Source organism: Pseudomonas sp. 13B_3.2_Bac1, from assembly GCF_025466205.1.
GTDB lineage: Bacteria > Pseudomonadota > Gammaproteobacteria > Pseudomonadales > Pseudomonadaceae > Aquipseudomonas > Aquipseudomonas fluorescens_H.
Genome location: NZ_JANLOG010000143.1, coordinates 1 through 26,136, shown reverse-complemented (window position 1 = coordinate 26,136; position 26,136 = coordinate 1). Strand labels below are relative to the sequence as shown.

27 protein-coding genes are annotated in these 26,136 nt (G+C 60.4%); 9 read left to right on the top strand and 18 right to left on the bottom strand.

Going from position 1 to position 26,136, the window contains the following annotated elements; genetic code table 11:
• Positions 1–3: 3 nt before the first annotated feature.
• The 4 genes from NTD85_RS23060 to NTD85_RS23045 all read left to right on the top strand — a co-directional run bounded on the left by NTD85_RS23060 (position 4) and on the right by NTD85_RS23045 (position 4,305).
• Positions 4–1,023, top strand: coding sequence for an outer membrane protein assembly factor BamD (locus NTD85_RS23060; RefSeq protein ID WP_003228317.1), 1,020 nt, complete (start codon positions 4–6; stop codon positions 1,021–1,023).
• Positions 1,024–1,149: 126 nt separating this feature from the next.
• Positions 1,150–1,383 (top strand): PP0621 family protein, encoded by a 234-nt coding sequence (locus NTD85_RS23055; RefSeq protein WP_045122641.1) that lies wholly within the window; start codon positions 1,150–1,152, stop codon positions 1,381–1,383.
• Positions 1,373–2,962 carry a sensor histidine kinase gene (locus tag NTD85_RS23050; RefSeq protein ID WP_262143305.1) on the top strand — a complete coding sequence of 530 codons (1,590 nt, stop codon included), beginning with the start codon at positions 1,373–1,375 and terminating at the stop codon, positions 2,960–2,962. The genes NTD85_RS23055 and NTD85_RS23050 overlap by 11 nt, the downstream gene beginning before the upstream one ends.
• Positions 2,959–4,305 carry a sigma-54-dependent transcriptional regulator gene (locus tag NTD85_RS23045; protein ID WP_226501106.1) on the top strand — a complete coding sequence of 449 codons (1,347 nt, stop codon included), beginning with the start codon at positions 2,959–2,961 and terminating at the stop codon, positions 4,303–4,305. Before NTD85_RS23050 ends, NTD85_RS23045 begins: the two co-directional genes overlap by 4 nt.
• A gap of 132 nt (positions 4,306–4,437) precedes the next feature.
• Here the strand turns inward: NTD85_RS23045 and thiO are convergent, their stop codons facing one another.
• The 7 genes from thiO to NTD85_RS23010 are packed head-to-tail and all read right to left on the bottom strand — an operon-like array spanning position 4,438 to position 11,203.
• Positions 4,438–5,538 carry a glycine oxidase ThiO gene (gene thiO / locus NTD85_RS23040; protein WP_262143294.1) on the bottom strand — a complete coding sequence of 367 codons (1,101 nt, stop codon included), beginning with the start codon at positions 5,536–5,538 and terminating at the stop codon, positions 4,438–4,440.
• A gap of 58 nt (positions 5,539–5,596) precedes the next feature.
• On the bottom strand, positions 5,597–5,998 hold the full coding sequence (locus NTD85_RS23035; RefSeq protein WP_041065326.1) for a type IV pilin protein: 402 nt from the start codon (positions 5,996–5,998) through the stop codon (positions 5,597–5,599).
• A gap of 15 nt (positions 5,999–6,013) precedes the next feature.
• Positions 6,014–9,097 (bottom strand): pilus assembly protein, encoded by a 3,084-nt coding sequence (locus NTD85_RS23030; RefSeq protein ID WP_262143293.1) that lies wholly within the window; start codon positions 9,095–9,097, stop codon positions 6,014–6,016.
• Positions 9,084–9,563, bottom strand: coding sequence for a PilX N-terminal domain-containing pilus assembly protein (locus NTD85_RS23025; RefSeq protein WP_045122842.1), 480 nt, complete (start codon positions 9,561–9,563; stop codon positions 9,084–9,086). Before NTD85_RS23025 ends, NTD85_RS23030 begins: the two co-directional genes overlap by 14 nt.
• Positions 9,564–9,573: 10 nt before the next feature.
• Positions 9,574–10,287, bottom strand: coding sequence for a PilW family protein (locus tag NTD85_RS23020; RefSeq protein ID WP_103485407.1), 714 nt, complete (start codon positions 10,285–10,287; stop codon positions 9,574–9,576).
• Positions 10,284–10,733 carry a type IV pilus modification protein PilV gene (pilV, locus tag NTD85_RS23015; RefSeq protein WP_003228332.1) on the bottom strand — a complete coding sequence of 150 codons (450 nt, stop codon included), beginning with the start codon at positions 10,731–10,733 and terminating at the stop codon, positions 10,284–10,286. The genes NTD85_RS23020 and pilV overlap by 4 nt, the downstream gene beginning before the upstream one ends.
• Positions 10,730–11,203 carry a GspH/FimT family pseudopilin gene (locus tag NTD85_RS23010; protein ID WP_103485409.1) on the bottom strand — a complete coding sequence of 158 codons (474 nt, stop codon included), beginning with the start codon at positions 11,201–11,203 and terminating at the stop codon, positions 10,730–10,732. Before NTD85_RS23010 ends, pilV begins: the two co-directional genes overlap by 4 nt.
• Positions 11,204–11,334: 131 nt before the next feature.
• On the opposite strand from NTD85_RS23010, the gene NTD85_RS23005 reads away from it, so the two are divergent.
• Entirely contained in the window at positions 11,335–11,904 is a 570-nt protein-coding gene (locus tag NTD85_RS23005; protein ID WP_103521603.1) for a GspH/FimT family protein, read from the top strand.
• Here NTD85_RS23005 and ispH read toward each other — a convergent pair.
• The 6 genes from ispH to murJ form a co-directional block, all read right to left on the bottom strand.
• Entirely contained in the window at positions 11,861–12,805 is a 945-nt protein-coding gene (gene ispH, locus NTD85_RS23000) for a 4-hydroxy-3-methylbut-2-enyl diphosphate reductase (RefSeq protein ID WP_003228337.1), read from the bottom strand. The genes NTD85_RS23005 and ispH overlap by 44 nt on opposite strands.
• A gap of 187 nt (positions 12,806–12,992) precedes the next feature.
• Positions 12,993–13,430 carry an FKBP-type peptidyl-prolyl cis-trans isomerase gene (gene fkpB, locus NTD85_RS22995; protein ID WP_262143304.1) on the bottom strand — a complete coding sequence of 146 codons (438 nt, stop codon included), beginning with the start codon at positions 13,428–13,430 and terminating at the stop codon, positions 12,993–12,995.
• 7 nt (positions 13,431–13,437) lie between these two features.
• Positions 13,438–13,950 carry a signal peptidase II gene (lspA, locus tag NTD85_RS22990; RefSeq protein WP_003228341.1) on the bottom strand — a complete coding sequence of 171 codons (513 nt, stop codon included), beginning with the start codon at positions 13,948–13,950 and terminating at the stop codon, positions 13,438–13,440.
• Positions 13,943–16,774, bottom strand: a complete 2,832-nt coding sequence (ileS, locus tag NTD85_RS22985) for an isoleucine--tRNA ligase (RefSeq protein WP_201136553.1) — start codon at positions 16,772–16,774, stop codon at positions 13,943–13,945. Before ileS ends, lspA begins: the two co-directional genes overlap by 8 nt.
• Before the next feature lie 13 nt (positions 16,775–16,787).
• Entirely contained in the window at positions 16,788–17,726 is a 939-nt protein-coding gene (gene ribF, locus NTD85_RS22980; RefSeq protein WP_262143292.1) for a bifunctional riboflavin kinase/FAD synthetase, read from the bottom strand.
• Positions 17,727–17,855: 129 nt separating this feature from the next.
• A complete protein-coding gene (gene murJ, locus NTD85_RS22975; RefSeq protein WP_103485413.1) occupies positions 17,856–19,394 on the bottom strand; it encodes a murein biosynthesis integral membrane protein MurJ in 1,539 nt (512 codons plus the stop codon).
• A gap of 252 nt (positions 19,395–19,646) precedes the next feature.
• Here murJ and rpsT point away from each other — a divergent pair, with 252 nt between their 5' ends.
• Positions 19,647–19,919, top strand: a complete 273-nt coding sequence (gene rpsT / locus NTD85_RS22970; RefSeq protein WP_003228351.1) for a 30S ribosomal protein S20 — start codon at positions 19,647–19,649, stop codon at positions 19,917–19,919.
• A gap of 183 nt (positions 19,920–20,102) precedes the next feature.
• Here the strand turns inward: rpsT and NTD85_RS22965 are convergent, their stop codons facing one another.
• From NTD85_RS22965 to rplU, 5 genes are all read right to left on the bottom strand, one after another.
• Entirely contained in the window at positions 20,103–20,570 is a 468-nt protein-coding gene (locus tag NTD85_RS22965) for a CreA family protein (RefSeq protein WP_003228353.1), read from the bottom strand.
• 11 nt (positions 20,571–20,581) lie between these two features.
• Positions 20,582–21,700, bottom strand: a complete 1,119-nt coding sequence (proB, locus tag NTD85_RS22960; RefSeq protein ID WP_262143291.1) for a glutamate 5-kinase — start codon at positions 21,698–21,700, stop codon at positions 20,582–20,584.
• A 137-nt stretch (positions 21,701–21,837) separates the two neighbouring features.
• Positions 21,838–23,061, bottom strand: coding sequence for an Obg family GTPase CgtA (gene cgtA, locus NTD85_RS22955; protein WP_262143290.1), 1,224 nt, complete (start codon positions 23,059–23,061; stop codon positions 21,838–21,840).
• Between the two features lie 194 nt (positions 23,062–23,255).
• Positions 23,256–23,513, bottom strand: a complete 258-nt coding sequence (rpmA, locus tag NTD85_RS22950; protein ID WP_003228360.1) for a 50S ribosomal protein L27 — start codon at positions 23,511–23,513, stop codon at positions 23,256–23,258.
• Positions 23,514–23,548: 35 nt separating this feature from the next.
• Positions 23,549–23,860, bottom strand: coding sequence for a 50S ribosomal protein L21 (rplU, locus tag NTD85_RS22945; protein ID WP_003228361.1), 312 nt, complete (start codon positions 23,858–23,860; stop codon positions 23,549–23,551).
• Between the two features lie 241 nt (positions 23,861–24,101).
• On the opposite strand from rplU, the gene NTD85_RS22940 reads away from it, so the two are divergent.
• From NTD85_RS22940 to NTD85_RS22930, 3 genes are all read left to right on the top strand, one after another.
• The gene (locus NTD85_RS22940; protein WP_003228362.1) at positions 24,102–25,070 is read left to right on the top strand and encodes a polyprenyl synthetase family protein; all 969 of its coding nucleotides are present in this window, start codon (positions 24,102–24,104) and stop codon (positions 25,068–25,070) included.
• Positions 25,071–25,250: 180 nt separating this feature from the next.
• Complete coding sequence (locus NTD85_RS22935) at positions 25,251–25,592, top strand: zinc ribbon domain-containing protein YjdM (protein WP_003228364.1); 342 nt, start codon at positions 25,251–25,253, stop codon at positions 25,590–25,592.
• Positions 25,593–25,799: 207 nt separating this feature from the next.
• Positions 25,800–26,057 (top strand): hypothetical protein, encoded by a 258-nt coding sequence (locus NTD85_RS22930; RefSeq protein ID WP_003228365.1) that lies wholly within the window; start codon positions 25,800–25,802, stop codon positions 26,055–26,057.
• Positions 26,058–26,136: the final 79 nt, after the last annotated feature.

Below are 26,136 nucleotides of genomic sequence, written 5' to 3'. Positions count from 1 at the left end.
GCCATGCAAGTGAAACACCTGCTGCTGATCGCCATCCTCGCATTGACCGCTGCTTGCTCATCGAAGGAAGTCGTAGACGAAAACCTCAGCGAAGCCGAGCTGTATCAGCAGGCTCAGACTGACCTGGACAACAACAGCTACACCAGCGCCACAGCCAAGCTGAAGGCCCTGGAGTCGCGTTATCCGTTCGGTCGCTACGCCGATCAGGCGCAACTGGAGCTCATCTACGCCAACTACAAGAACGCCGAGCCGGAAGCTGCAAAGTCCGCTGCCGAGCGTTTCATTCGTTTGCATCCGCAGCATCCGAACGTGGATTACGCGTACTACTTGAAAGGTCTGACCTCTTTCGACCAGGACGTCGGCCTGCTGGCGCGCTTCCTGCCGTTGGACATGACCAAGCGTGACCCGGGCGCTGCCCGCGACTCGTACAACGAGTTCGCGCAGCTGACCAGCCGCTACCCGAACAGCCGCTACGCGCCGGACGCCAAGCAGCGCATGATCTATCTGCGCAACCTGCTGGCGGCCTACGAAATCCACGTAGCCGACTACTACCTGACCCGTCAGGCCTACGTCGCCGCCGCCAACCGTGGCCGCTATGTAGTGGAAAACTTCCAGGAAACCCCATCGGTCGGCGACGGCTTGGCGGTGATGACCGAGGCTTACCAGCGTCTGCACCTGGACGAGCTGGCCGCCACCAGTCTGGAAACCCTGAAGCTCAACTACCCGAACCACCCGAGCCTGAAGGACGGTCAGTTCGTGCCATCGGTCGCCGAAGCCGACAACCGTTCGTTCCTGAGCAAGGCGACTTTGGGCCTGATCGAGTCGCGTCCGCCGCTGCCGCCGGGAGAAACCCGCGCCAACCAGGACGTGCAGAAGCAGTTCCAGGATGCAAAAGACGCAATCCCGAACGAGCTCAAGCCAAAAGACGAAAACGGCGAAGTGATCGAAGAAACTCACGAAGCCGCCGGCAACAACGACGACCGCTCGTGGTTCAGCTACATGACTTTCGGCATCTTCGACTGATCACACCGGGTACACAAAAAAGGGAGATCTGCGGATCTCCCTTTTTCATTGCCGGGCGTTAATAGTCTGTGCGCCTGGCGACTCCTTGGCTAAACTGCCGAATCATTAGCCGAAAAGCCGCCCATCATGCTTCGTTTACTGTTCTGGATTGTCCTGATTTTCGCTGCGGTATGGCTGTGGCGAAAATTCAAGGCGCCCTCCGCGTCTGCCCAATCGCCCCGCGAGCAAGACGCCGCGCCGATGGTGCGTTGCGCTCACTGCGGCGTGCACCTGCCGCGCGATCGCGCGCTGAACCTTCAGCAACAGTGGTATTGCAGCCAGGCTCACCTTGAGCAAGGCCCAGGCACCAGTGATCGCTGAGGCCGCCAACGCCGACAGTAAACAGGCGCAGCGCCTGCTGCGCCTCTATCATCTCTACCGTTTAAGCGTCGGCATCACCCTGGTGCTGCTGATCTCCAGCAACATGGACAACCGCCTGCTGGCGTCGGCCGACGACGAACTGCTGCGCAGCGGCAGCTGGTTGTATCTGGTGCTGAACATTCTGCTGGTGGTGTTCCTGGAGAACACCCGCCGCCCGGCGCAGTTGTTCACCCTGGCGCTGGTCGATGTGCTCTTGCTGTGCGGCCTGTTCTACGCGGCGGGCGGCGTGGCCAGCGCCATCGGCAACTTGCTGATTGTCTCGGTGGCGATCGCCAACACCCTGCTGCGCCGACGCATCGGCTTGCTGATAGCCGCCATCAGCGCTCTCGGTATCATTGGTTCAAGTTTCCTGCTGAGTTTCAACCACCCCCTGAGCGCCAACAATTACCTGCAAGCCGGAACCCTCGGTGCCCTGTGTTTTGCCGCATCGCTGCTGGTACAGGGTCTGGTCAGGCGCCTGGAAGTCAGCGAAAACCTCGCCGAACAGCGCGCCAGCGAAGTGGTCGGCCTCGAAGCCCTCAACGCCCTGATTCTGCAGCGCATGCGCACCGGCATCCTGGTGCTCGATGACCAGCGCCGGGTGCAACTGGCCAATCACAGCGCGAAAAGCCTGCTGGCGCAGTCGCACCTTGAGGGGCATTTGATCGATGACTACTCGCCGGCACTGGTCGAGCGTCTGCAACTGTGGCTGAGCAACCCGACCCTGCGCCCGCAGAGCCTGAAGATTCCCGGCAACGGCCTGGAACTGCAACCGAACTTCATCGCCCTCGCACAGAGTCCGAACCAGCAAACCCTGGTGTTTCTCGAAGACCTTGCACAAGTCGCCCAGCAAGCCCAGCAACTCAAGCTCGCCGCGCTCGGGCGCCTGACCGCCGGCATCGCCCATGAAATCCGTAACCCGCTGGGCGCCATCAGTCACGCCGCGCAGCTATTGGGTGAGTCCGAGGAACTCGATGGCGCGGATCGGCGTCTGACGCAGATCATCCAAGACCACTCCCAGCGCATGAACCGAGTCATCGAAAACGTCCTGCAACTGTCGCGCCGCCAGCAGAGCGCTCCGCAACGCCTGGATCTGAAACCGTGGCTGGAACGCTTCGTCTGCGAGAGCCGCGAACAGGCGACTGAGCGCCAGTCGATTCATTTGCGGATCAACTCCGGGGACTTCATCACATTGATGGACCCCGACCAGCTCACGCAAATTCTCGACAATCTGTTACGCAACGGCTGGCGGCACAGTGCCCTGCTGCACGAGCAGGCCGAGGTCTGGCTGGCACTGTTCATCGACCCCGACAGCCAGTTGGCGGTGCTCGAAGTGCAGGACAACGGCCCCGGTGTACCACCCGATCAGCAGGCCGATCTGTTCGAGCCGTTCTTCACCACCAGTAGCCAGGGCACCGGCCTTGGGCTTTATCTGTCCCGTGAGCTGTGCGAAAGCAACCAGGCGCGCCTAGACTTCAAACCACGCCAAGGCGGCGGCTGCTTTCGCATCACCTTTGCTCACGGACGGAAACAAAGTTGAACACGAGCCCACGGCAAAAAATCCTTATCGTCGATGACGAGCCGGATATCCGCGAACTCCTGGAAATCACCCTGGGTCGGATGAAACTCGACACTCTAAGTGCACGCAACCTCGGCGAAGCCCAGGCGCTGTTGCACAACAACACCTTCGACCTGTGCCTGACCGACATGCGCCTGCCCGACGGCACGGGGCTGGACCTGGTGCAACACATCCAGCAACGTTATCCACAACTGCCGGTGGCGATGATCACCGCGTACGGCAGTCTGGAAACAGCGATCAACGCCTTGAAAGCCGGGGCCTTCGACTTCCTGACCAAGCCGGTTGATCTGACGCGCCTGCGCGAACTGGTCAGCACTGCGTTGCGCATGCCGGCAGCCGGAGGCAGCGTGACCTCGATCGACCGGCGCCTGCTCGGTGACTCACCACCGATGCGCAATCTGCGCAAACAGATCGACAAACTGGCGCGCAGTCAGGCACCGGTCTACATCAGTGGAGAATCGGGCAGCGGCAAAGAACTGGTCGCGCGGCTGATCCACGAACAGGGGCCACGCGCCAGCAAGCCGTTTGTGCCGGTCAACTGCGGGGCGATTCCGTCCGAATTGATGGAAAGCGAATTTTTCGGCCATCGCAAAGGCAGCTTCACCGGCGCAGTGGAGGACAAACCTGGGCTGTTCCAGGCCGCACACGGCGGCACCCTGTTTCTCGACGAAGTGGCGGACCTGCCGCTGTCGATGCAGGTGAAATTGCTGCGGGCGATTCAGGAGAAAGCCGTGCGCAGCGTCGGCGGCCAGCAGGAAACGGTGGTCGATGTGCGCATTCTTTGCGCCACCCACAAGGATCTCGACGCCGAGGTCGCCGCCGGGCGTTTTCGCCAGGACCTGTATTACCGCTTGAATGTGATCGAACTGCGCGTGCCATCCCTGCGCGAACGGCGCGATGACATCGAAGTGCTGGCGGCGCACATGCTCCAGCGTCTGGCGGCAGGCAGCGGCCGCGCGGCGGCTCGTTTGCACCCGCAGGCGCTTGAGGCGCTGAAGAGTTACCGCTTTCCGGGGAATGTGCGGGAGCTGGAAAACGTCCTTGAACGGGCGCACACGCTGTGTGAAAACCAGTTGATCGAGGCCGCAGATCTGCGTCTCAGCGAAGGTAATTGCACGGTCGAGGGCGGTATTGCCGACCTGACGCAGATCGATAACCTTGAGGATTATCTGGAGAACGTCGAGCGCAAGCTGATCCTGCAGGCGCTGGAGGAAACGCGCTGGAATCGTACGGCGGCGGCGCAGCGGTTGAGTCTGTCGTTTCGCTCGATGCGCTACAGGCTGAAGAAACTCGGTCTGGATTGAGGGCCCCTTCGCGAGCAAGCCCGCTCCCACAATAGATCTCGGTTGTTCACACAATTTGTGTTCACCGCAGATCCAATGTGGGAGCGGGCTTGCCCGCGAAAGCGGTCTGCCAGCCAGCAGAGAAAAATCTGACTAAATGCGACCTTCAGGCGCATACGGCGCCGGATCAATAATCGGCGCACGCCCCAGCATCACATCGGCAAACAACTGACATGACGCCGGCGCCAGCACCAGCCCGTTGCGGTAATGCCCGCAGTTCAGCCACAACCCCTCAAACCCCGGCACCCGGCCAATATACGGAATCCCCTCAGGCGAGCCCGGACGCAAACCGGCCCAGTGCCCCACCACTTCGGCATCCGCCAGCGCCGGCAGCAGCTCGACCGCCGAAGCCTTGAGGCTCTCCAGCGCGACATCGGTCGGCGTCTTGTCGTAGCCTTCGTGCTCCAGCGTACTGCCGATCAGAATGTGCCCGTCGCGACGCGGAATCGCATAACGCCCCTTGGCCAGCACCATGCTCGGCAGGAAATCCGCTGCACACTTGTAGAGAATCATCTGGCCCTTGACCGGCTCGACCGGCAGCGTCAGATCCAATGTCTTGAGCAGATCACCGCTCCATGCCCCGGCCGTCAGCACGATCTGCTCACCGCGGATCAGGCCTTTGGACGTCTCAACGCCTACCACTCGCCCGCCTTCGCGAACAAACCCGCTGACTTCGCATTGCTCGTGGATGGTCACGTTCGGCAGCGCCAGCAAAGCGGCTTTCAACGATTTGACCAGGCGCGGGTTACGCACATTGGCCACATCGGCCATGTAGATCGCCCGGGAGAATCCGCCACCCAGCACCGGCACCGCATCGTGCGCCGCCGAAATATCCACAGCCCGCAGCGGACGGTTTTCGCGCTCGGCCCAGGCCAGTGCCTCGGCTTCATCATCCAGATCCAGCCAGTACAGGCCGGTGGTGTGCACTTCGGGATCAACCCCGGTATCGGCAAACAGCCGCTCGCCCAGCTGTGGATAAAAATCCTGCGACCAATGCGCCAGCGCGGTGACTGCCGGGCTATAGCGCCACGGGTACAGCGGCGAAACGATACCGCCCCCGGCCCAGGACGATTCCTGGCCGACATTCGAACGATCCAGCAGCACCACGCTGCGCACTTCTGAGGCGAGGTTGTAGGCGGTGAGCAGGCCAATCACCCCGCCACCGACAATCACCACTTGCTGTTGCCTGGTCATGTTTGATCCAACCGTAAAAAAGACAGTGGGCGCAAAAAGGCGCCCTTGAGAAGGTACCTCAGCGGCCCCAGCAATCCTTGGTGGTCAGCCCGGTGGTTGCGTTGTTCATACTTCTGACGCCGGTGTTGGTCAGGGTGAAATCCCCGCACTTGTCGGTGGCCATGGTCGTGCCGGCCTTGCGGGTGGCCGTCAGCAGGAAGGTCTGATCAGCGATGGTCGGGGTGATGGTGTAGAAATCATTGCCCGTGCTCAGACCGGTGATGCCGGTATAAACATTGTTCTTGGTGTAGAAGCGCTCGAGGATCTGCGCCTGTTCCGAGAGCAGCGACACCACTTCGGCGCGGCGGCCCTTTTTCAGGTATTCGGTGTAGCTCGGTGCGGCGATGGTGATGATGATCCCGATGATCGCAATCACGATCATGATTTCGATCAGGGTGAAGCCCCGGTTGAATCTGCGCATGCCTCAAACTCTCACTTACTGTATTTGTCGCCACATGATACGACGGCTGCCGCCGCCGGATTTTTCCACCAGAGTGGTGACGGTGCCACTGGAATCGTTGACGATCTTGCGCGTCGCGCCGTTGACGATGGCGTTCAGGGTTGGAATACCGCCGGTGAACACCACGCCGCTGGAAATCGTGTCGTTGCTGTCGACCACGCCATCGGCGTTGGTGTCGAGCACCGCGTAGTTGAGCATCTTACCGCTGAACGCATCCAGTTCGACCAGTTTGCCGGTGCCGAAACTGGCACACGGGTCGGTGGTATCGACACTGGCGGTGGTAAACACGATGCGTCCGAGCACCAGACTGGCCTGATTGATCACCCGCTCGCCGGTCAGCACGTTGTTGTACACCAGCGGCAGATACCAGCCCTTCTCCGCCGGATAGGTCGTGTCGTTCTGGCTGGTGGTGATGAACTGTCCGGCGCTGCCGGAGAACACCCCGGTCACTGCTTGCGCCTGCAAACTGCTGACGGTCAACTGACCGGAACCACCATCGGCGTCCCACACCGAGTAGAACGCCTGCAAATCCTTGTTGGTCTTGTCGGCGGTCTCGTTGAATTTGCCGGTGCCGACGAAGATCTGTTTGCCCCCCAGCGAATTGTCCGCCAGCAGCGGCTGCGCGGTGATCGGCTGAGTCGCCCCGCCCGCCGTAGTGAACAGTGGTTTGCCGGAAAACGCCACGCCCCAGCTGTCGGTCGATGTCGCGCTCAGATCGAATTTCCACAGACGCCCTTTCAGATCACCGCCATAAGCGGCCTGCACCACGTTCGACGAATTGACCTTGAGCTTCACCGACGACAAACCATTGGTGGTTTCAGTGCTGTCGATGACGATCTTCTTGATCAACGATCCGTCACGCACATCCAGCACATACAACGCCGCCACCCCGGAGTTGCTGCCATAACCATTGGCAATGAATGCCGCCCAGCGACCATCGGCCAAGCGTGCCACTTCCGGCCGGGCATAGGCGTAACCCAGATCATTGAATACGTTGGCAGTGTTCGCCGTGGCAGGTGCACTGACTTCCCATAGGGCATTGAGCACATTGCCAGCAGACGCGTCGAACAGCTGCAGCGCGTAGAAGGTCTTGCCGCCGGCACCGGTGCCGCCGATGGCCACGGTTTTCCAGGCACTGTTGAACTGAAGATCGTAGACCCCGACCTGGCCGTCCACCAGAAACTTGTGGCTGACGCCATTGATGTACGCCGGATCGGCAATCAGCCGCAGCGACGGCAACACGCTGGACGGCATGTAGGCATAGCGTCGAGTGCCGTTGGCCGAGTTGATCACGTTGACGAAACCGTCATTGGCGTTCACCACCAGATTGGCATTCATGTTCGCCGCTTTGGTGGTCAGGTAAGTGGTGTAGGTGGTGTCGCCCGACAGGTCGGAGGCGGTTTTGTCGCTGGGCGAGGCCAGCACCAGCGGCGAGTTGATGATGTCGCCGAGCAACACGCTGCGCACCTTGAGCCCGGTCTTGTTGGTGCCCTTGCTCCACTCCACCAGATCACTGCCGCTGATGCCGGTGGGCAGGCTCTGGCTGAGCGTCGTCTGTTGGGTTGCGGAAAAGTTGCCGTAGGCCAGAGTCACGGCGGTATTGCTGCTGGTGTTCCACGATTGATAGGTCGGTGCGGTCGCGCCCGGCACGATGGTGGTATCGGTGGTCCACAACGCTGCCGAGGTGTTCACCGCGCCAGCCGAAGTGAAGCCAAAGGATTTGATCGTGCCGCGCCAGTCCTTGGGGTCGTAACTGGTCTGGAAATAACTGGTGCCACTGGCCAGCGTGGTGCCGCTGGTGACACCGCTGCCGCCGGAGCCGGCCTTGGAAGTGATGTCGCTCAACGCCGAGGACAGCGCACTGTTGAGACCGGTGCTGTCGCTCGCCTGGTAATACTTGCCCTGCCCATAGGCAGCGGCGTCGGAGAGCATGTCGTTGTCGGCAGTAAAGCCGACGGTGTAGGTGTTCATGTTCTGCTTGGGAAAATCCGCCGAGCCCCAGCTCTTGCCCGCGAGATCGGTTCCTGTCGACCGCATGTCGATGTCGAACGCAAACTTGGCAATGTCATCCAGATACAGCGTGTCACCCTCGTTATCGCCATTGAGGTTGTTGCCGTCATTGTTGATGCCGTCCCAGTTCGGCAAGCGACTTCCGCCCAACGGGTCATTGGTGGGAAACGTGCGGTCATACGTCGGAAGGCCGTCGGTGATCACTACGCCATAGTTCTTCTGGCAGCGGTACTGGATCGGACTGGTGTAAGTGGTGGGTGTGCTGTTGTAGTACGGCGTCATGCCGCGCATGTACCGGGTGATTTCGTAATAGGTTTCCGCCAATGGCGTGTTGGCCACGGCCCCCAAACCACCGATCGCCGAAATCAACGCATTGTAGTTGGCGTCGGCCTGCGCCTGGGTCACGCTGCCGGAGACCGGCGACAGATCACTGATGGAACGAGCGATGTATCCACCGTTCCCGGGGTTGTTGCTGGTCACCGGGTTGAAGGTCGACAGGCCCATGCGCAAGTTACGGTTGCTGGTGACCAGTGCGGTGGACACGTTGCGCGCGACGTTGATCCGATAGTCGTTGGGAATCGCCCCGGTGGTGAAGTCGCGAGTGCCGTTGTTGATCGCCAGCCCGACCACATAGGCGATGTAGTCCCCCGTGTAGCGAGTATTGCCGCCGCCCACCGGATCAGGCAGTTTCAGGCACAACGGCGCGACGCTGTTGTTGTAGAAGGCGAAGGCGCCGCCGGAGCAACCGGAGGTCGGCAGGTTCGAGAGAAACACCGGATCGCCAGTGATCGCCGTTGAACTCAGGCACAGCCCGAGCAACGCATTACATTGCCGGGCCGGGGTGCGTGTGACGGTCGGATCGAATCCCGCCGCATAAATGATGCTGTTCATGCTGCCGGAATCGTCGATCAGCAACATCACGTTGGGCGGTACCGCAGCGGCACTCAGCAGCGGCGAGTCGGAAGGCGTGAACGCATAAGCCGGCGCTGCCAGATAAAAGCTCAGCAGCATCCCCGCCAACAACGTCCGGCAGCGCTCAATACTTCGCATAGACGCTCTCCACCACACTGCGCGAAGTACCGGCGATGCCGACTGCGGTCACTCGGTACAAGGTCGCCGAGGTGTTGCTAGGCACGTTCACCGCCGTCAGCGTGGTACCGATGTTCTGCACACCATAGAAGCCGTTACCTGCGGCGACCCACGTCACCCCCGAGGTCGAGTTGAGCCCCGCCGCGCTGACCACCGAGGACTCCGCTGGCGGCGCACATTGCGTGGCGCTGGCACACACCGCCAGCGAATAACTGTCGAGTTGTACCGCACTCTCGCCGATGCGCAACGCCGCCTCAGCGGTCTGGAACGACTGATTGCGCAGGCTGACACTGCCGGCCATTTTCTCCTGCAGGTTGGCACTCTGCATCGAGGACAGCCCGATCAAGGTCAGCAGCAACAGAAACACCAGACTGACCAGCAACACCATGCCGCGCTGGGTTTGCCTCTGGTTGAACGTGATCCTCATCATTCCGGCCTCACTGCAAGCGGTTGCGCAAAGCGGCAACCACGTTGAAGGTTTGATTGGCCACCCGGTTGTTCGGGTCGGTGAGGGTCAGACTCAGACGCACACTGCGGATGCGCGCCGGGTCACTGGGGTTGGCGCTGTAGGAGGACGCCGCGACATCGGTGGCGGACGTCGCCAGACCGAACATGACGTTGAACGCACTGACATTGTTCACCAGCACCTGCTGGGTCGGGGTGCCGCTGCCGGTGCCCATGAGAATCTGGTTGTTGCTGAAGCTGTAGATCAAGCGGCGGATCGGAAAGGCGATCTGCCCGCTCGCCGCCGCCCGCAACCCGGTATAGGCCGTGGCGCTGTTGCGGCAATCGGAGACCACCGTCCAGGTTGGCGTACCACCATTGCCACCGACATCGGCAGTGACCAGGGTCAGCTTGAGGTTGCTGTTGTCCCAACTGATCGGGGTGATCTGCGCCGCGTTGAAATCCCCTGCCGAGCTCGCGTCAGTAATCGTGCCCAGGCAGCCGAACATGCCGACCATACGCAGTTCCTGAATCATCTTGCTCAGGACAAAACGTGCGTCTTCCTGCATGGCGGCAGCGGTGTTCTGGCTGACGTAAGTGTTCTTGGCCGCGAGAAACGTCTGCACCACCCCCAGCACGATGATCAGCCCGAGCGCCAGGGCGATGAGCATTTCGATCAGGCCGAAACCCCGGTTGGCGTGCTTCATGGGCCGGCCACCGGATCGACCGTGGCACGGCTGGTCAGGACGAAGCTGCGGGTGGTACCGGTGGCATTCGCGGCCCGTGAGTCATTCCAGTTGATGGTGATGGTGTACACCCGCTGATTGAGGGTGATCGTGCCGGTGGCAGTCGGCCCGCCGAAATTGACGATATTGGTGGTGAAATCGTAGAGATCCTGATCGCGGGCGACGCTGAGGTTGCCTGCGGTCGGCGGCGTGACCGTGTAATCGGCAGCGGAATTGGCGCGGATGCGGTCCATCATGTCGTAGGCGATGAAGCTCGCCTGACTGGTCATCCGGGAACTGTCGGTGTACTTCAGCGCATTCACTTGAACGGCGGCCGCGCCCAATATGCCGACGGTCAGAATCAGCAACGCGACCAGTACCTCGATCAGCGACATGCCCTCCTGTGCCTGTGTGCTCCCTGCCCTCATCCGCAACTTCCACCCAGTTGAATTCGTCCGTTCAGACACACGTTCAGCGTCCTGCTTTGTGTTCCCAGCACATAACTGATGGCCACCGCCGTCGACGGCGCCGCCAGGCCGCCCAGATTATTGAAATCCAGTGCGGTCACTCCTGAGGGTAGCGTCAGAGTCGCGCCGCTGCTCATCGCTGGAACAACCCGTAATACATTGGCCGGAGTGCCAGTACTGTCGTAGACCGACAATTCGCCGGTCCACACGCTGCCGCCGGCGCTCGGGCGCAAGCGTGTGGTCACGCCGCGATCAATCGCCTCCAGCCGCGCGTAGTTGATGGCGCGCTGCAGGTCACCCATTTCGGTGTCGGCCTTGCTGCTCTGGATCGAGCGAGTGAAGCCTGGCACCGCCAGGGTGATGAGGATCACCAGCACGGCGACCGCGGCCAACAGTTCGGGCAGCGTGAAACCTTTTGTACGATGATCCATCGATGCCCTCCGTTGCCGTCGGCTATACCTGCTTCTACAAGCTAGAACATTCAACCGGCCTGCGTCGGTTGATTTGCCCTGGCCGGCGAAAAGGATTGCGCCGGGCTTCATGCTCCACGGAGGGAGTCGTCATGCCGCAACAGGGTTTCAGTCTGATTGAATTGCTTATGGGACTGGCGATTGGCGCAATTGTTCTGTCGCTGGTCAGTCCGGCCTTCGCGGCCTTCACTGAATCGACTCATCGCGACCTGGCGGCCCGGTCGCTGCTCGAGGGCATTCGCAACGCCCGCACACAGGCCATCACCCGCAATCAGAGCGTGGTGATCCATGGCATCAATGGCGACTGGAGTCAGGGCTGGCGGATCATTCTGGATATCAGTGGCAAGGGGCCGCTGGACAGCAGCAACCCACTGCTGCTGGAGCACGCGAGTGACGGGCGAATACCGATCGTCGGCAATTGGCTGGTCAGTCGTTACGTGCGATTCAGCAGTCTGGGACAACCGCTGATGCCCGGGCGGGCATTTCAGGCAGGGACGTTACATCTCTGCTCGGCACAGGAGCCGGTCAGCCAGCTCCAGGTGGTGCTGGCGGCAACCGGTCGGGTGCGCCTGACCAGCGCAAAGGCTGAGCAGGCGCTGTGCCTGAAGGCGAAGAGCGTCAGATCGAACGGACGCGCAGCTCTTTCGGCATCGAGAAGGTGATGTTCTCTTCGCGGCCGGCCAGTTCATCGGCACCGGTCGCGCCCCAGGCTTGCAACTGCTGGATCACGCCGCGAACCAGCACTTCCGGTGCGGAGGCACCAGCGGTGATGCCGATGCGCTCGACACCCTCGAACCAGCTCTTCTGCAGGTCTTCGGCGCCGTCGATCAGGTAGGCCGGCGTGGCCATGCGTTCGGCCAGTTCACGCAGGCGGTTGGAGTTGGAGCTGTTCGGACTGCCCACCACCAACACTACGTCGCACTCGTCGGCCAGTTGCTTGACCGCATCCTGACGGTTTTGCGTGGCGTAGCAGATGTCGTCCTTGCGCGGGCCACCGATGGCCGGGAAACGTGTGCGCAGGGCATCGATCACGCGGCTGGTATCGTCCATCGACAGGGTGGTCTGGGTCACGAACGCCAGTTTTTCCGGATTACGCACCTGCAGTTCGGCCACGTCTTTTTCGTCTTCGACGAGGTAGATCGCGCCGCCATTGCTGCCGTCGTACTGGCCCATGGTGCCTTCGACTTCCGGGTGACCGGCGTGGCCGATCAGGATGCACTCACGGCCGTCGCGGCTGTATTTGGCGACTTCGATGTGTACCTTGGTAACCAGCGGACAGGTGGCGTCGAATACTTTCAGGCCACGACCGGCGGCTTCGCTGCGTACGGCTTGAGAAACCCCGTGAGCACTGAAGATCACGATGACGTCGTCCGGCACCTGATCCAGTTCCTCGACGAAGATCGCGCCACGACTGCGCAGGTCCTCGACCACGAACTTGTTGTGCACCACTTCATGACGCACGTAGATCGGCGGCCCGAAGACTTCCAGGGCGCGGTTGACGATTTCGATCGCCCGGTCCACGCCGGCGCAGAAGCCACGGGGGTTGGCGAGTTTGATTTGCATGCTGTGCCTCGTGTCTTGCGCGCGAAATAAATTTACGTCCTGCTGATCGAGCACATTGCTCAAATCCAGCAAAAATCCAATGTGGGAGCGGGCTTGCTCGCGAAAGCAGTGTGTCAGACAACTTCTATGTTGAATGTCAGTCAGCATTCGCGAGCAAGCCCGCTCCCACAATGTTCTGAGGTGTTACTCAGATCGCTTTGACGTTGATGATCTCTACGTCAAAGGTCAGCGTTTTGCCCGCCAGCGGGTGGTTGAAGTCGACGGTCACTTGCGCGTCGTCGAATTCTTTCACCACACCCGGCAGCTCAGTATTGGCCGCATCGTTGAAGATCACCAGCAGACCCGGCGACAGTTCCATGTCGGCAAACTGCGAGCGCGGGATGATCTGTACGTTTTGCGGGTTCGGCTGGCCGAAAGCGTTTTCCGGCTCGACGGTCAGCGTACGCTTGTCGCCGGCCTTGAAGCCGAACAATGCCGCTTCGAAACCCGGCAGCAGGTTGCCGTCGCCGACCTTGAAGGTCGCCGGGGCCTTGTCGAACGTGCTGTCGACCGTATCGCCGTTCTCCAGGCGCAATGCAAAGTGCAAAGTGACTTCCGTGTTCTGGCCGATGCGTTGCTCAGCCAATACCTGTTCAGTCATGAACGGCTTCTCCGGTTTTCTTACTTTTGAACATGTCCAGTGCCAGCATCACCGCACCGACGGTGATGGCGCTGTCGGCGAAGTTGAACGCCGGGAAGTACCAGCGGTTCTGCCAGTGCACCAGAATGAAGTCGATCACATGGCCCAGGGCGATGCGGTCATACAGATTGCCCAGCGCGCCGCCCAGCACCAGCGCCAAAGCGACGGCCAGCCAGGTTTCGTTGCGGCCCAGGCGTTTGAGCCAGACCACCAGCACCGCACTGACCACAATCGCGATCAGGGCGAACAACCAGCGCTGCCAGCCGGAGCTGTCAGCCAGGAAGCTGAAGGCAGCGCCGGTGTTGTAGGCCAGCGTCCAGCTGAAGTAATCGGGAATGATCACGATCTGCTGGAACATTTCGAGCTTGTTTTCGAAGTAGAACTTGCTGGCCTGGTCGATGACCAGAACCAGCAAACTCAACCAGAGCCAGCTCAACCGTCCGAAACGGCCAACGGCGTTAGGCATAGTGACGAACCTCGCCGGCGCCGCTGATGTTGTCGACGCAACGACCGCAGATTTCCGGATGTTCCGGGTTCACGCCGACGTCTTCACGGCAGTGCCAGCAACGGGCGCACTTCGGGAAGGCCGATTTGACGATCTTCAGTTTCAGGCCGCTGACTTCGGTGGCTACCGCGTCCGCAGGTGCCTGAACGAAAGGCGCCACGCTGGCGGTCGAGGTGATCAGGACAAAGCGCAGCTCGTTGCTCAGCTTGGCCAGGTCGGCGCTCAGCGCGTCTTCGGCGAACAGCGTCACTTCGGCTTGCAGGTTGCCACCGACGGCTTTGGCCGCGCGCTGGATTTCCATCTCTTTGTTGACCGCCACCTTCACTTCCATGATGCGATCCCAGTAGGCGCGACCCAGCTCGAAGCCTTCCGGCAGCTCGGTCAGACCTTCGTACCAGGTGTTGAGCATGACGGATTCGTTGCGCTCGCCCGGCAGGTACTGCCACAGCTCGTCGGCGGTGAACGCGAGGATCGGTGCGATCCAGCGCACCAGCGCTTCGGAGATGTGGAACAGCGCGGTCTGGCACGAGCGACGTGCCTTGCTGTCGGCGCCAGTGGTGTACTGGCGGTCCTTGATGATGTCGAGGTAGAAACCACCCAGCTCCTGCACGCAGAAGTTGTGGATCTTCGAGTAGACGTTCCAGAAACGGTATTCGCCGTAGTGCTCTTGCAGTTCGCGTTGCAGCAGCAAAGTACGGTCCACGGCCCAGCGATCCAGTGCGAGCATGTCTTCAGCCGGCAGCAGGTCGGTGGCCGGGTTGAAACCGGTCAGGTTGGAAAGCAGGAAACGCGCGGTGTTACGGATGCGACGATAGGCGTCCGCGCTGCGTTGCAGGATCTGCTCGGACACGGCCATTTCGCCGGAGTAGTCGGTCGACGCGACCCACAGACGCATGATGTCGGCGCCCAGGGTGTCGTTGACTTTCTGCGGCGCGATCACGTTGCCCAGCGATTTGGACATCTTGCGGCCGGACTCGTCGACGGTGAAGCCGTGGGTCAGCAGTTCGCGGTACGGCGCGTGGTTGTCGATGGCGCAACCGGTCAACAGCGACGAATGGAACCAGCCGCGGTGCTGGTCGGAACCTTCTAGGTACAGGTCGGCGCGTGGGCCGGTCTCGTGACCCATCGGGTGCGAACCACGCAATACGTGCCAGTGAGTGGTGCCCGAGTCGAACCAGACGTCGAGGGTGTCGCTGATCTTGTCATACAGCGGCGCTTCGTCGCCCAGCAGTTCGGCGGCGTCGAGTTTGAACCAGGCTTCGATGCCTTCGACTTCAACGCGCTTGGCGACTTCTTCCATCAGTTCGACGGTGCGTGGGTGCAGCTCGCCGCTTTCCTTGTTGAGGAAGAACGGGATCGGCACGCCCCAGTTACGCTGACGGGAGATGCACCAGTCCGGACGGTTGGCGATCATCGAGTGCAGGCGCGCCTGGCCCCAGGCCGGAACGAACTTGGTCTCTTCGATGGCTTTGAGCGAGCGCACGCGCAGGGTGTCGCCGCTGACCGGCTCTTTGTCCATGCCGATGAACCACTGCGCGGTGGCGCGGTAGATCAGCGGGGTCTTGTGGCGCCAGCAGTGCATGTAGCTGTGTTCGATGACGGTGGTGTGCATCAGCGCACCGACTTCGGTCAGTTTTTCGACGATGGCCGGGTTGGCCTTCCAGATGAACTGGCCGCCAAAGAACTCCAGCGACGGCACGTACACGCCGTTGCTTTGCACCGGGTTGAGGATGTCATCGTTGACCATGCCGTATTTCTTGCAGGTCACGAAGTCGTCCACGCCGTAGGCCGGGGCGGAGTGAACCACACCGGTGCCGGCGCCCAGCTCAACGTAGTCGGCCAGGTACACCGGCGACAGACGGTCGTAGAACGGGTGACGGAAGTTGATCAGTTCCAGCGCCGAACCCGGCGCGGTGGCCAGTACGGTGCCTTCAACGCCGTAACGCGACAGGCAGGATTCAACCAGCTCTTCAGCCAGGACCAGCAGCTTGTCGCCGATATCGACCAGGGCGTAGTTGAATTCCGGGTGCACGTTCAGTGCCTGGTTGGCCGGGATGGTCCACGGGGTGGTGGTCCAGATCACGATCGAGGCAGGCTTGCTCAGCGACGGCAGACCGAACGCGGCAGCCAGTTTGGCTTCGTCGGCGATCGGGAAGGCCACGTCGATGGTCGAGGACTTCTTGTTTTCGTACTCGACCTCGGCTTCGGCCAGCGCCGAACCGCAATCGAAGCACCAGTTCACCGGCTTGAGGCCCTTGAACACGAAACCGCCCTTGACGATTTCGGCGAGGGCGCGGATTTCACCGGCCTCGTTCTTGAAGTTCATGGTCTTGTACGGGTTGGCGAAGTCGCCCAGCACGCCGAGGCGGATGAACTCGGTCTTCTGCCCTTCGATCTGCTCGGTGGCGTAGGCACGGCACAGCTCGCGGGTCTTGTCCGCGCCCAGGTTCTTGCCGTGGGTCACTTCAACCTTGTGCTCGATCGGCAGGCCGTGGCAGTCCCAACCCGGAACATACGGCGCGTCGAAACCCGACAGGGTTTTCGAGCGGATGATCATGTCCTTGAGAATCTTGTTCAGCGCATGACCGATGTGGATCGTGCCGTTGGCGTACGGAGGGCCGTCGTGCAGGACGAACTTCGGACGATCCTTGCCAATCTCGCGCAACTTTCCGTACAGGCCAATACTGTCCCAGCGCTGCAGGATCTGCGGTTCGCGCTGTGGCAGGCCGGCCTTCATTGGGAAGGCGGTGTCCGGAAGGTTTAGCGTGGCTTTATAGTCGGTCATTTAAGGCTCTTCATTAGCGATGGGCGCTAGGTGCGGCTAGTGCACGGGCGGCGGCGACATCCGCGTTGATCGCCGTTTTCAGTGCCTCCAGAGAGGCAAAACGCTGCTCTTCACGCAGCTTTTGGTGGAAAACCACCGTCAGACGCCGGTCATACAGATCGCCGGCAAAATCCAGTAGATGAACTTCAAGGTGGGCTTTGCCATCACCTTGAACCGTAGGCCGCACGCCGATATTGGCGACGCCGGGCCAGGTCTTGCCGTCGATGTCCACATCCACCAGATAAACCCCGGTGAATGGCACGCGACGACGCTTGAGTTGAATATTGGCAGTGGGCGTACCCAGTTGCCGGGCCAGTTTCTGACCGTGCAGCACGCGACCGGCGATCCGGTACGGGCGGCCAAGCAAGCGTTCGGCCAAGGCAAAATCGGCGGCGGCCAACGCGTTGCGCACCTGAGTGCTGCTGACGCGAAGGCCGTCCAGCTCGACGGTCTGCGCGGCTTCCACGGTAAAACCGTGAACCTGCCCGGCCTGCAGCAGGAAATCGAAATCGCCGAGGCGATCGCAGCCGAAGCGGAAATCGTCACCGACCTCCAGATGCTGCACGCCGAGACCGTCCACCAGGATGGTATCGACGAATTCACTGGCGCTGAGCTTGCTCAGGCGCTGGTTGAACGCCAGGCACAGCACCCGGTCGACGCCTTCGGCGGCCAGCAGTTGCAGCTTGTCACGCAAGCGGGCCAGTCGGGCCGGCGCGGTCTCCGGGGCAAAGAATTCCCGTGGCTGCGGCTCGAAAATCACCACGCAGCTGGGTACGCCCAACTCCAGCGCACGCTCACGCAGACGGGCCAGGATAGCCTGGTGACCACGGTGAACACCGTCAAAGTTGCCAATAGTGGCGACGCAGCCCCGATGCTGGGGGCGCAAGTTGTGGAGGCCTCGAACCAGCTGCATAACGCGCTTCTTGCTCATAAAGTGGTCGATTATAACCACACCCGACGGTCGACGACAGGCAACACCGTAACGCAAAGTGATCGAGCCGACAAAACTGCCGGCCCGTGCCCGTTGATAAAGGCTGAAACCTCAGCTCAAAGCCTTGCGATTGAAGTCACGCAGGCGGAAACCGAGCAGCAGCAACATACCGAAATACGCCACCACACCGGCAATCACCAGCGCACCCAGTCGCAGGAAGCGCTCCAGCATGTGCCCCTGATCCCAGGCCGGCATGAAATGCATACCGAGCAGCAACACCGCCGACATCACCGCCACCGCCACCACCAGTTTGAAGCCGAACAGGTACCAGCCCGGTTGCGGCTGATACATCTTTTGCTTGCGCAGTTGATAGAACAGCAGCCCCGCATTGAGGCAGGCACCGGCACTGATCGCCAGCGCCAGACCGGCGTGAGCCAGCGGGCCGATCAACACCAGGTTGAACAGTTGAGTGACGATCAGGGTGAAGATTGCGATTTTTACCGGCGTGCGGATGTTCTGTTGCGCGTAAAAGCCCGGCGCCAGCACTTTGATCACGATAATCCCGAGCAGTCCGACAGAATAGGCAATCAGCGCACGCTGGGTCATGGACGCATCAAACGCGCTGAACTGGCCGTACTGGAACAGCGACACGGTCAGTGGCTCGGCAAGAATCCCCAGCGCCAGCGCACACGGCAGCACCAGCACAAAGCACAGGCGCAGGCCCCAATCGAGGATCCGCGAGTACTCGTGGCGATCCTTACTCGCATAGGTTTTGGCCAGCGTCGGCAACAGAATGGTGCCCAACGCTACGCCGAGCACGCCGGACGGCAATTCCATCAAACGGTCGGCGTAGTACATCCACGACACCGAACCGGCCACCAGGAACGAGGCGAAAATGGTGTTGATGATCAGCGAAATCTGGCTGACCGAGACACCGATGATCGCCGGCAGCATCTGCTTCATCACCCGCCAGACGCCGGTATCACGCAGATTCAAGCGCGGCAGCACCAGCATGCCGATCTTCTTCAGGTGCGGCAGTTGATAGAGCAACTGCGCGAGACCACCGACCAGCACCGCCCAGCCCAGAGCCATGACCGGCGGATCGAAATACGGCGTCAGGAACAGCGAAAACACGATCATGCTGACGTTGAGCAGGGTCGGCACGAAGGCCGGCACCGAAAAGCGGTTCCAGGTATTGAGGATTGCCCCGGCCAGCGAGGACAGGGAGATCAGCAATATATAAGGGAACGTCACCCGCAGCAGATCGGAGGTGAGCTGGAATTTTTCTGGCGTATCGGCAAACCCCGGCGCGGTGGCCCAGATCACCCACGGCGCGGCAATCATGCCCAGCGCTGTGACCAGCGCCAGCACCAGGGTCAGCAGGCCCGAGACATAAGCAATGAAGGTGCGGGTCGCCTCTTCGCCCTGCTGACTTTTGTATTCCGCCAGAATTGGCACGAAGGCTTGGGAAAACGCGCCCTCGGCGAAGATTCGCCGCAGCAGGTTGGGCAATTTGAAGGCGATGAAGAAGGCGTCCGTCGCCATTCCGGCGCCGAATGTGCGAGCGATGAGCGTGTCACGGACGAACCCCAGAATCCGGGAAAGCATCGTGATAGAGCTGACAGCGGCCAACGATTTGAGCAGATTCATTGAGGGAATTAGTGCCTGTCGATAAACAGCAGGCGAACAATGCGCCCACTTGTGCGATACTCCGCGCCGCAACAGCACAGAGCCAAAGCTCGCGAGTTTACAGGTCAAGCGCCGGAAATAAATATCCCGCCTCTTTACACCTACCACTTAGCGGAACGTTTCAAGCGCCCTTGACAAGACTTCAACTCATCGGCATGATTCGCGGCCTATTTTGTTTGCTATTTCCTAAAAAGTCTTTCGAGGAGCTCGACGGTGGCCAACTCACCTTCCGCCAAAAAACGTGCAAAACAGGCTGAGAAGCGTCGCAGCCACAACGCCAGCCTGCGTTCCATGGTTCGTACCTACATCAAGAATGTAGTTAAAGCCATCGACGCAAAAGACGCTGAAAAAGCTCAAGCTGCATACGTTCTGGCTGTGCCAGTTATCGACCGTATGGCCGATAAAGGCATCATCCACAAGAACAAGGCTGCTCGTCATAAGAGCCGTCTGAATGGCCACGTCAAGGCACTGAAAGAAGCTGCTTAATCGACGTAGTCATTAAAAAACCGACCTTAGGGTCGGTTTTTTATTGCCTGCGATTTGGTGAATCCCGCACATAAAAAAGTGGGAGCGGGCTTGCTCGCGAATGCAATCTGTCAGCTGACATCTCTAGCGACTGACACGACCTCTTCGCGAGCAAGCCCGCTCCCACATTGTGGATTTGCGGTGTTATTGCTGGACGGGAACCCACGGCACGATCGGAATCGCCGTCACCGCATTCTGCGGGCTACCTTCGATCACGCGATCGCTGTAGACCAGGTACACCAGCGTATTGCGCTTCTTGTCGAGGAAACGCACTACCTGCATGGTTTTGAATACCAGCGACGTGCGCTCCTTGAATACCTCGTCGCCATCCTTCAACTCACCCTTGAACTTGATCGGGCCAACCTGACGACAGGCGATCGACGCCTCGGCACGATCCTCGGCCAGACCCAAACCACCCTTTACCCCACCCGTCTTGGCGCGGGACAGGTAGCAGGTCACGCCATCGACTTTCGGATCATCGAAAGCCTCGACCACAATCCGGTCATTCGGACCGACAAACTTGAATACCGTCGACACCTGACCGATTTCCTCGGCCGAGGCCAGCAGTGGCAACGCCATCAGCAGACCCAACAATCCTTTTGCCATACGCATCGCGCTTTTCCTCAGACCAGAATCAGGTTGTCACGGTGAACCAGTTCCGGCTCAGCCATGTAGCCCAGCACGCCGACAATCGCGTCCGACGACTGACCAATGATTTTTTGCGCCTCTAGAGCACTATAGTTGGCCAAACCACGGGCAATTTCACGACCGTCCGGCGCCACGCAAACCACCATCTCGCCGCGACGGAAACCGCCCTGAACCAGTTTCACGCCGACCGGCAGCAGACTCTTGTTGCCCTGCGACAATGCCGACACCGCACCTTCGTCGAGCACCAGCGTGCCGCGAGTCTGCAAATGCCCGGCCAGCCACTGCTTGCGCGCCGCCAGCATGCCGCGCTCAGGCGACAGCAGCGTACCGATGCGCTCGCCAGCCTTCAGGCGATCGAGCACTCGCTCCAGACGCCCACCGACGATGATCGTGTGCGCCCCGGAGCGCGCCGCCAGCCGCGCCGCACGCAGTTTGGTCTGCATGCCGCCACGTCCCAGCGCGCCACCAGTACCGCCCGCCACCGCATCAAGCGTCGGATCATCGGCGCGCGCTTCGTAAATCAGCTGCGCATCGGGGTTGTTGCGCGGATCGGCGTCGAACATGCCGTCGCGATCGGTGAGGATCACCAGCAGATCGGCCTCGACCAGATTGGCCACCAGCGCCGCCAGCGTATCGTTGTCGCCGAAACGGATCTCGTCGGTGACCACCGTGTCGTTTTCGTTGATCACCGGGATGACTTTCAGCTCGACCAGTGCGCGCAAGGTGCTGCGGGCGTTCAGGTAGCGCTTGCGGTCGGACAGGTCGTCGTGAGTCAGGAGAATCTGCGCGGTGTGCCGGCCATGCTCGGCGAAGCTCGATTCCCAGGCCTGCACCAAGCCCATCTGGCCGATTGCAGCAGCGGCCTGGAGCTCGTGCATCGCACTGGGTCGCGAGGTCCAGCCCAGGCGGCTCATGCCGGCAGCCACTGCGCCGGAGGACACCAGCACCAGCTCGACACCCGCCTCATGCAGGGCGACCATCTGCTCGACCCAGACACCCATTGCCTTGCGATCCAGCCCCTTGCCGTCCGCCGTCAGCAAAGCGCTGCCGATCTTCACGACCCAACGCTGCGCACCTGTCACTTTGCTCCGCATCATCTTCAACCTTAGCTTGAGGGCCGCGCGACCCAGCGCTGCCCGTGACGTTAATCGTGGCTATTGGTGACCAACGATCGATTTCCAGATACTAAAACGCCGCTCGATTGAGCGGCGCTTAAGTTTACTGCAACGAATCAGTCGCGCACGTAAATGATTTCCGGACCGTCTTCATCATCCACATCTTCTTCGTCCCAGTCATCGTCACCGATGTCATGGACCGACTTCACGCCGCTGCGACGCAGGGCACGCTTGTCATCCAGCGCCTGCAACTGCGCACGGGCTTCGTCTTCGATGCGCTGATCGAGATCAGCCAGTTCTTCCCTGTACGCAGGGTCGTTGGCCAGACGATCGGCACGATCTTCCAGATAACGCATGATGTCGCGCGTCAGGCGCTCGGTGCCTTCTTTGGCGATGGCCGAGATCACATAAACCGGACCTTCCCACTGCAGGCGATCAACGATTTCCTTGACGCGCTCTTCGTGCTCTTCCTCGAGGATCTGGTCACACTTGTTCAGCACCAGCCAGCGATCACGCTCGGCCAGCGACGGACTGAATTTGACCAGTTCGTTGACGATCACTTCAGCCGCGTCCGGTGCACTGGTGTCATCCAGCGGCGCCATGTCGACGAGGTGCAGTAACAGACGTGTACGCGCCAAGTGCTTGAGGAAGCGAATGCCCAGACCAGCACCGTCGGAAGCACCTTCGATCAGCCCCGGAATGTCGGCGATGACGAAGCTTTTCCAGCGATCAACGCTGACCACACCCAGGTTCGGCACCAGCGTGGTGAACGGGTAGTCGGCGACTTTCGGCTTGGCCGCCGACACCGAACGGATAAAGGTACTTTTACCGGCGTTCGGCAAGCCCAGCAGACCGACGTCAGCCAGCACTTTCATTTCCAGTTTCAGGTCGCGCTGCTCACCCGGCTTACCCGGAGTGGTCTGGCGCGGCGCACGGTTGGTACTGGATTTGAAACGGGTGTTGCCCAGACCGTGCCAACCGCCCTGCACCACCATCAGTTTCTGGCCGGCCTTGGTCAGGTCGCCAATCACTTCCTGGGTGGCCGAGTCGATCACGGTGGTACCGACCGGCACGCGCAGAATCAGGTCTTCACCTTTCTTGCCAGTGCAATCGGTGCTGCCGCCGTTGGAGCCACGCTCGGCATCGAAGTGCCGGGTGTAACGGTAGTCGACCAGGGTATTGAGGTTTTCGTCGGCCATCATGTAGATGGAACCGCCGTCACCGCCATCACCGCCGTTCGGGCCGCCGTTTTCAATGAATTTTTCCCGACGGAAACTCATGCAGCCATTGCCGCCGTCACCAGCTTTTACGCGGATCGATACTTCGTCTACAAACTTCATAACTCAACGCCTCTCGCCATACGGACGAGCCGAAAAACAATCAAGACATAAGACTCTTGCAAAAATGAGCGCAGCGACCCCAAACCACGACCTGCATCGCACGCCGACAGCCCATACAAACAGTTTTGCAAGAGACTCACCCCACAAACGAAAAAGCCCCGTCGCAAGACAGGGCTCTTCCAGCGATCTCGCGATTAAGCCGCGACAACGCTCACGTAACGACGACCGAAGGCGCCTTTTACTTCAAACTTGATCACGCCTTCGATTTTCGCGAAGAGAGTGTGATCTTTACCCATGCCAACGCCGTAGCCAGCGTGGAATTGGGTGCCGCGCTGACGCACGATGATGTTGCCGGCCTTGATGACCTGGCCGCCATACATCTTCACGCCAAGGCGTTTGGCTTCTGAGTCGCGACCGTTACGGGTACTACCACCAGCTTTTTTGTGTGCCATGAGTTCAATTCTCCTAGTGAGGAATTAGGCTGTAATTAAGCCTGAATACCGGTGATTTTGATCTCGGTGAACCACTGGCGGTGGCCCATACGCTTCATGTGGTGCTTACGGCGACGGAACTTGATGATACGGACTTTATCGTGACGACCTTGGGAGATCACTTCAGCCTTGACGGTTGCGCCAGCAACAACAGGTGCGCCGATGTTCACGTCGTCGCCATTGGCGACCAGCAGAACGCGGTCAAAAGTCACGGATTCGCCAGTAGCGACTTCCAGTTTTTCGATCTTCAGGTATTCACCTTCAGCGACCTTGTATTGCTTACCGCCGGTAACGATTACTGCGTACATGGTATTTCTCCGATAATCCTGCTCACCCAGCTCTTTATAAGAAGAGGTATTGGCTGGCATGGCTGCATGGGGCTGGAACGGCCCAAGTGCAATTGCGTAAGGCAGGTGCTGCCCAGGAAGTTCAGGGTGCGCGATTGTACGCAAGCCGCGAGAGTCACGCAAGTGGCCGTCCATCGCGCCTTGACAGGCCCCGGTGTGGGTCCTAGCATGCCGCGCAACCCTTCTGGAGCAACTGTCGCTGATGCAACCCCAAGCTTTCTACCGCGCGGTGGCGGACGATTTTAACGCCGTCGACGGCATCATCAAGAAGCAGCTGACTTCCCGAGTGCCGCTGGTATCGAAAATCGGCGATTACATCACCTCGGCCGGCGGCAAACGCCTGCGTCCGTTACTGGTGCTGCTGTGTGGCAAGGCCCTGGGGCGCGAAGGCGACGACATGCGTCTGCTGGCCGCCACCATCGAATTCCTGCACACCGCGACCCTGCTGCATGACGACGTGGTCGACATGTCCGGCATGCGCCGTGGCCGCTCCACCGCCAACGCCATGTGGGGCAACGCCCCGAGCGTGCTGGTCGGCGACTTCCTGTACTCGCGCTCGTTCGAAATGATGGTCGAGCTGGGTTCGATGCCGGTGATGAAGATCCTGTCCCAGGCCACGCGCATCATCGCCGAAGGCGAAGTGTTGCAGCTGTCCAAGGTACGCGACGCCAGCACCACCGAAGAAACCTACATGGAAGTCATCCGCGGCAAGACCGCGATGCTCTTCGAAGCCTCGACCCACAGCGCTGCCGCACTGGCCGGTGCCACCGCCGAACAGAGCGAAGCCCTGCGCACCTTCGGTGATCACCTGGGCGTGGCGTTCCAACTGGTCGACGACCTGCTGGACTATAAGGGCGACGCCGAGACCCTGGGCAAGAACGTCGGTGACGATCTGGCCGAAGGCAAGCCGACCCTGCCGCTGATCTACACCATGCGTGAAGGCACACCTGAGCAGGCTGCACTGGTCCGCCAGGCAATCCAGAAAGGCGGGATCGAAGACCTCGAAAGCATCCGCATCGCCGTGGAAGCCTCGGGTTCGCTGGAGTACACCGCGCAACTGGCCCGCGACTACGTGGCCCGTGCGATCAAATGCCTCGACGCGCTGCCAGCCAGCGAATACCGCGATGCACTGGTAGAGCTGAGCGAGTTTGCGGTCGCCCGCACGCACTGATCTGCCTTCTGTGGGAGCGGGCTTGCTCGCGAAAGCAACCTGTCATTCAACATTAATGTTTGATGACACACCGCATTCGCGAGCAAGCCCGCTCCCACAGTTGTTTCTGCGCCATGCCCTCCTGCGCGTAAAACCCTATACAATGTGCGACTTTTAGCGATCCCCTATCAAGGAGCCTTAGTGAGCACGTTGCCACCCTGCCCGAAATGCAATTCCGAATACACCTACGAAGACGGTGCCCAACTGATCTGCCCCGAGTGCGCCCACGAGTGGTCGGCCAATGGCGAAGCCGAAGTGGCGTCCGATGATGCCGTGAAGAAAGATTCGGTCGGCAACGTGCTGCAGGACGGCGACACCATCACCGTGATCAAGGACCTCAAGGTCAAGGGCACTTCGCTGGTGGTCAAGGTCGGCACCAAGGTCAAGAACATCCGCCTGTGCGACGGCGACCATGACATCGACTGCAAGATCGACGGCATCGGCCCGATGAAGCTCAAGTCCGAGTTCGTCAGAAAGGTCTGAGTCTGCTGCCAGCCATCCCGCGCCCGGCGTGGGATGGTGCGTCACCCTCCCCGTTTTCCCTTCCCGCATTCTCACGTAATAGCCAGACGCCAGCCGTTTTGACCTTACGCAATCTTTACCCGGAAAAAATCGCATTCCGCCAATAGGCACTTGCTATTTGACGAATAAGAATTATTCTCATTGAAACCTTTCAAGGAGATGAGACCCATGACTTATTTGATCGACGCCTGGCTGGATCGCCCACACCCATACCTCAGGATCCTGCATCGGGAAACCGGAGAAGTCTGTGCGGTACTGGAAGAAGAAGCCCTGCATGAGCTGCAGGATCAGGGTGATCTGGACGTCAGCAGCCTGAATTCCAGCGAACCGCTGGTGCTCAAGGAGCTGGTGCGCAATCTGTTCCTGTTCTGCTATGCCCGGGCGTTGCGCCCGACCAATGAGCTGCATCACAAGATCGAAATATGAAGCCCCAAAAAACTGTAGGAGTGGGGCGGGGGGGGGGGGGGGGGTTTTATGCCACAGGCTTTTGGCCCGCTAAAAAGCC

What these genes read in the sequence shown, in the direction of transcription:
- ileS (WP_201136553.1), bottom strand. Translation starts at nt 16,774, where the DNA reads ATGACCGACTATAAAGCCACGCTAAACCTTCCGGACACCGCCTTCCCA.
- murJ (WP_103485413.1), bottom strand. Translation starts at nt 19,394, where the DNA reads ATGAATCTGCTCAAATCGTTGGCCGCTGTCAGCTCTATCACGATGCTT.
- NTD85_RS23035 (WP_041065326.1), bottom strand. Translation starts at nt 5,998, where the DNA reads ATGCGCAGATTCAACCGGGGCTTCACCCTGATCGAAATCATGATCGTG.
- ispH (WP_003228337.1), bottom strand. Translation starts at nt 12,805, where the DNA reads ATGCAAATCAAACTCGCCAACCCCCGTGGCTTCTGCGCCGGCGTGGAC.
- NTD85_RS23055 (WP_045122641.1), top strand. Translation starts at nt 1,150, where the DNA reads ATGCTTCGTTTACTGTTCTGGATTGTCCTGATTTTCGCTGCGGTATGG.
- NTD85_RS23025 (WP_045122842.1), bottom strand. Translation starts at nt 9,563, where the DNA reads ATGAGGATCACGTTCAACCAGAGGCAAACCCAGCGCGGCATGGTGTTG.
- NTD85_RS23030 (WP_262143293.1), bottom strand. Translation starts at nt 9,097, where the DNA reads ATGCGAAGTATTGAGCGCTGCCGGACGTTGTTGGCGGGGATGCTGCTG.
- cgtA (WP_262143290.1), bottom strand. Translation starts at nt 23,061, where the DNA reads ATGAAGTTTGTAGACGAAGTATCGATCCGCGTAAAAGCTGGTGACGGC.
- NTD85_RS22940 (WP_003228362.1), top strand. Translation starts at nt 24,102, where the DNA reads ATGCAACCCCAAGCTTTCTACCGCGCGGTGGCGGACGATTTTAACGCC.
- NTD85_RS23005 (WP_103521603.1), top strand. Translation starts at nt 11,335, where the DNA reads ATGCCGCAACAGGGTTTCAGTCTGATTGAATTGCTTATGGGACTGGCG.
- lspA (WP_003228341.1), bottom strand. Translation starts at nt 13,950, where the DNA reads ATGCCTAACGCCGTTGGCCGTTTCGGACGGTTGAGCTGGCTCTGGTTG.
- thiO (WP_262143294.1), bottom strand. Translation starts at nt 5,538, where the DNA reads ATGACCAGGCAACAGCAAGTGGTGATTGTCGGTGGCGGGGTGATTGGC.
- NTD85_RS23020 (WP_103485407.1), bottom strand. Translation starts at nt 10,287, where the DNA reads ATGAAGCACGCCAACCGGGGTTTCGGCCTGATCGAAATGCTCATCGCC.
- ribF (WP_262143292.1), bottom strand. Translation starts at nt 17,726, where the DNA reads ATGCAGCTGGTTCGAGGCCTCCACAACTTGCGCCCCCAGCATCGGGGC.
- NTD85_RS22965 (WP_003228353.1), bottom strand. Translation starts at nt 20,570, where the DNA reads ATGCGTATGGCAAAAGGATTGTTGGGTCTGCTGATGGCGTTGCCACTG.
- pilV (WP_003228332.1), bottom strand. Translation starts at nt 10,733, where the DNA reads ATGAGGGCAGGGAGCACACAGGCACAGGAGGGCATGTCGCTGATCGAG.
- rplU (WP_003228361.1), bottom strand. Translation starts at nt 23,860, where the DNA reads ATGTACGCAGTAATCGTTACCGGCGGTAAGCAATACAAGGTCGCTGAA.
- NTD85_RS22930 (WP_003228365.1), top strand. Translation starts at nt 25,800, where the DNA reads ATGACTTATTTGATCGACGCCTGGCTGGATCGCCCACACCCATACCTC.
- proB (WP_262143291.1), bottom strand. Translation starts at nt 21,700, where the DNA reads ATGCGGAGCAAAGTGACAGGTGCGCAGCGTTGGGTCGTGAAGATCGGC.
- NTD85_RS23010 (WP_103485409.1), bottom strand. Translation starts at nt 11,203, where the DNA reads ATGGATCATCGTACAAAAGGTTTCACGCTGCCCGAACTGTTGGCCGCG.
- NTD85_RS23060 (WP_003228317.1), top strand. Translation starts at nt 4, where the DNA reads ATGCAAGTGAAACACCTGCTGCTGATCGCCATCCTCGCATTGACCGCT.
- rpmA (WP_003228360.1), bottom strand. Translation starts at nt 23,513, where the DNA reads ATGGCACACAAAAAAGCTGGTGGTAGTACCCGTAACGGTCGCGACTCA.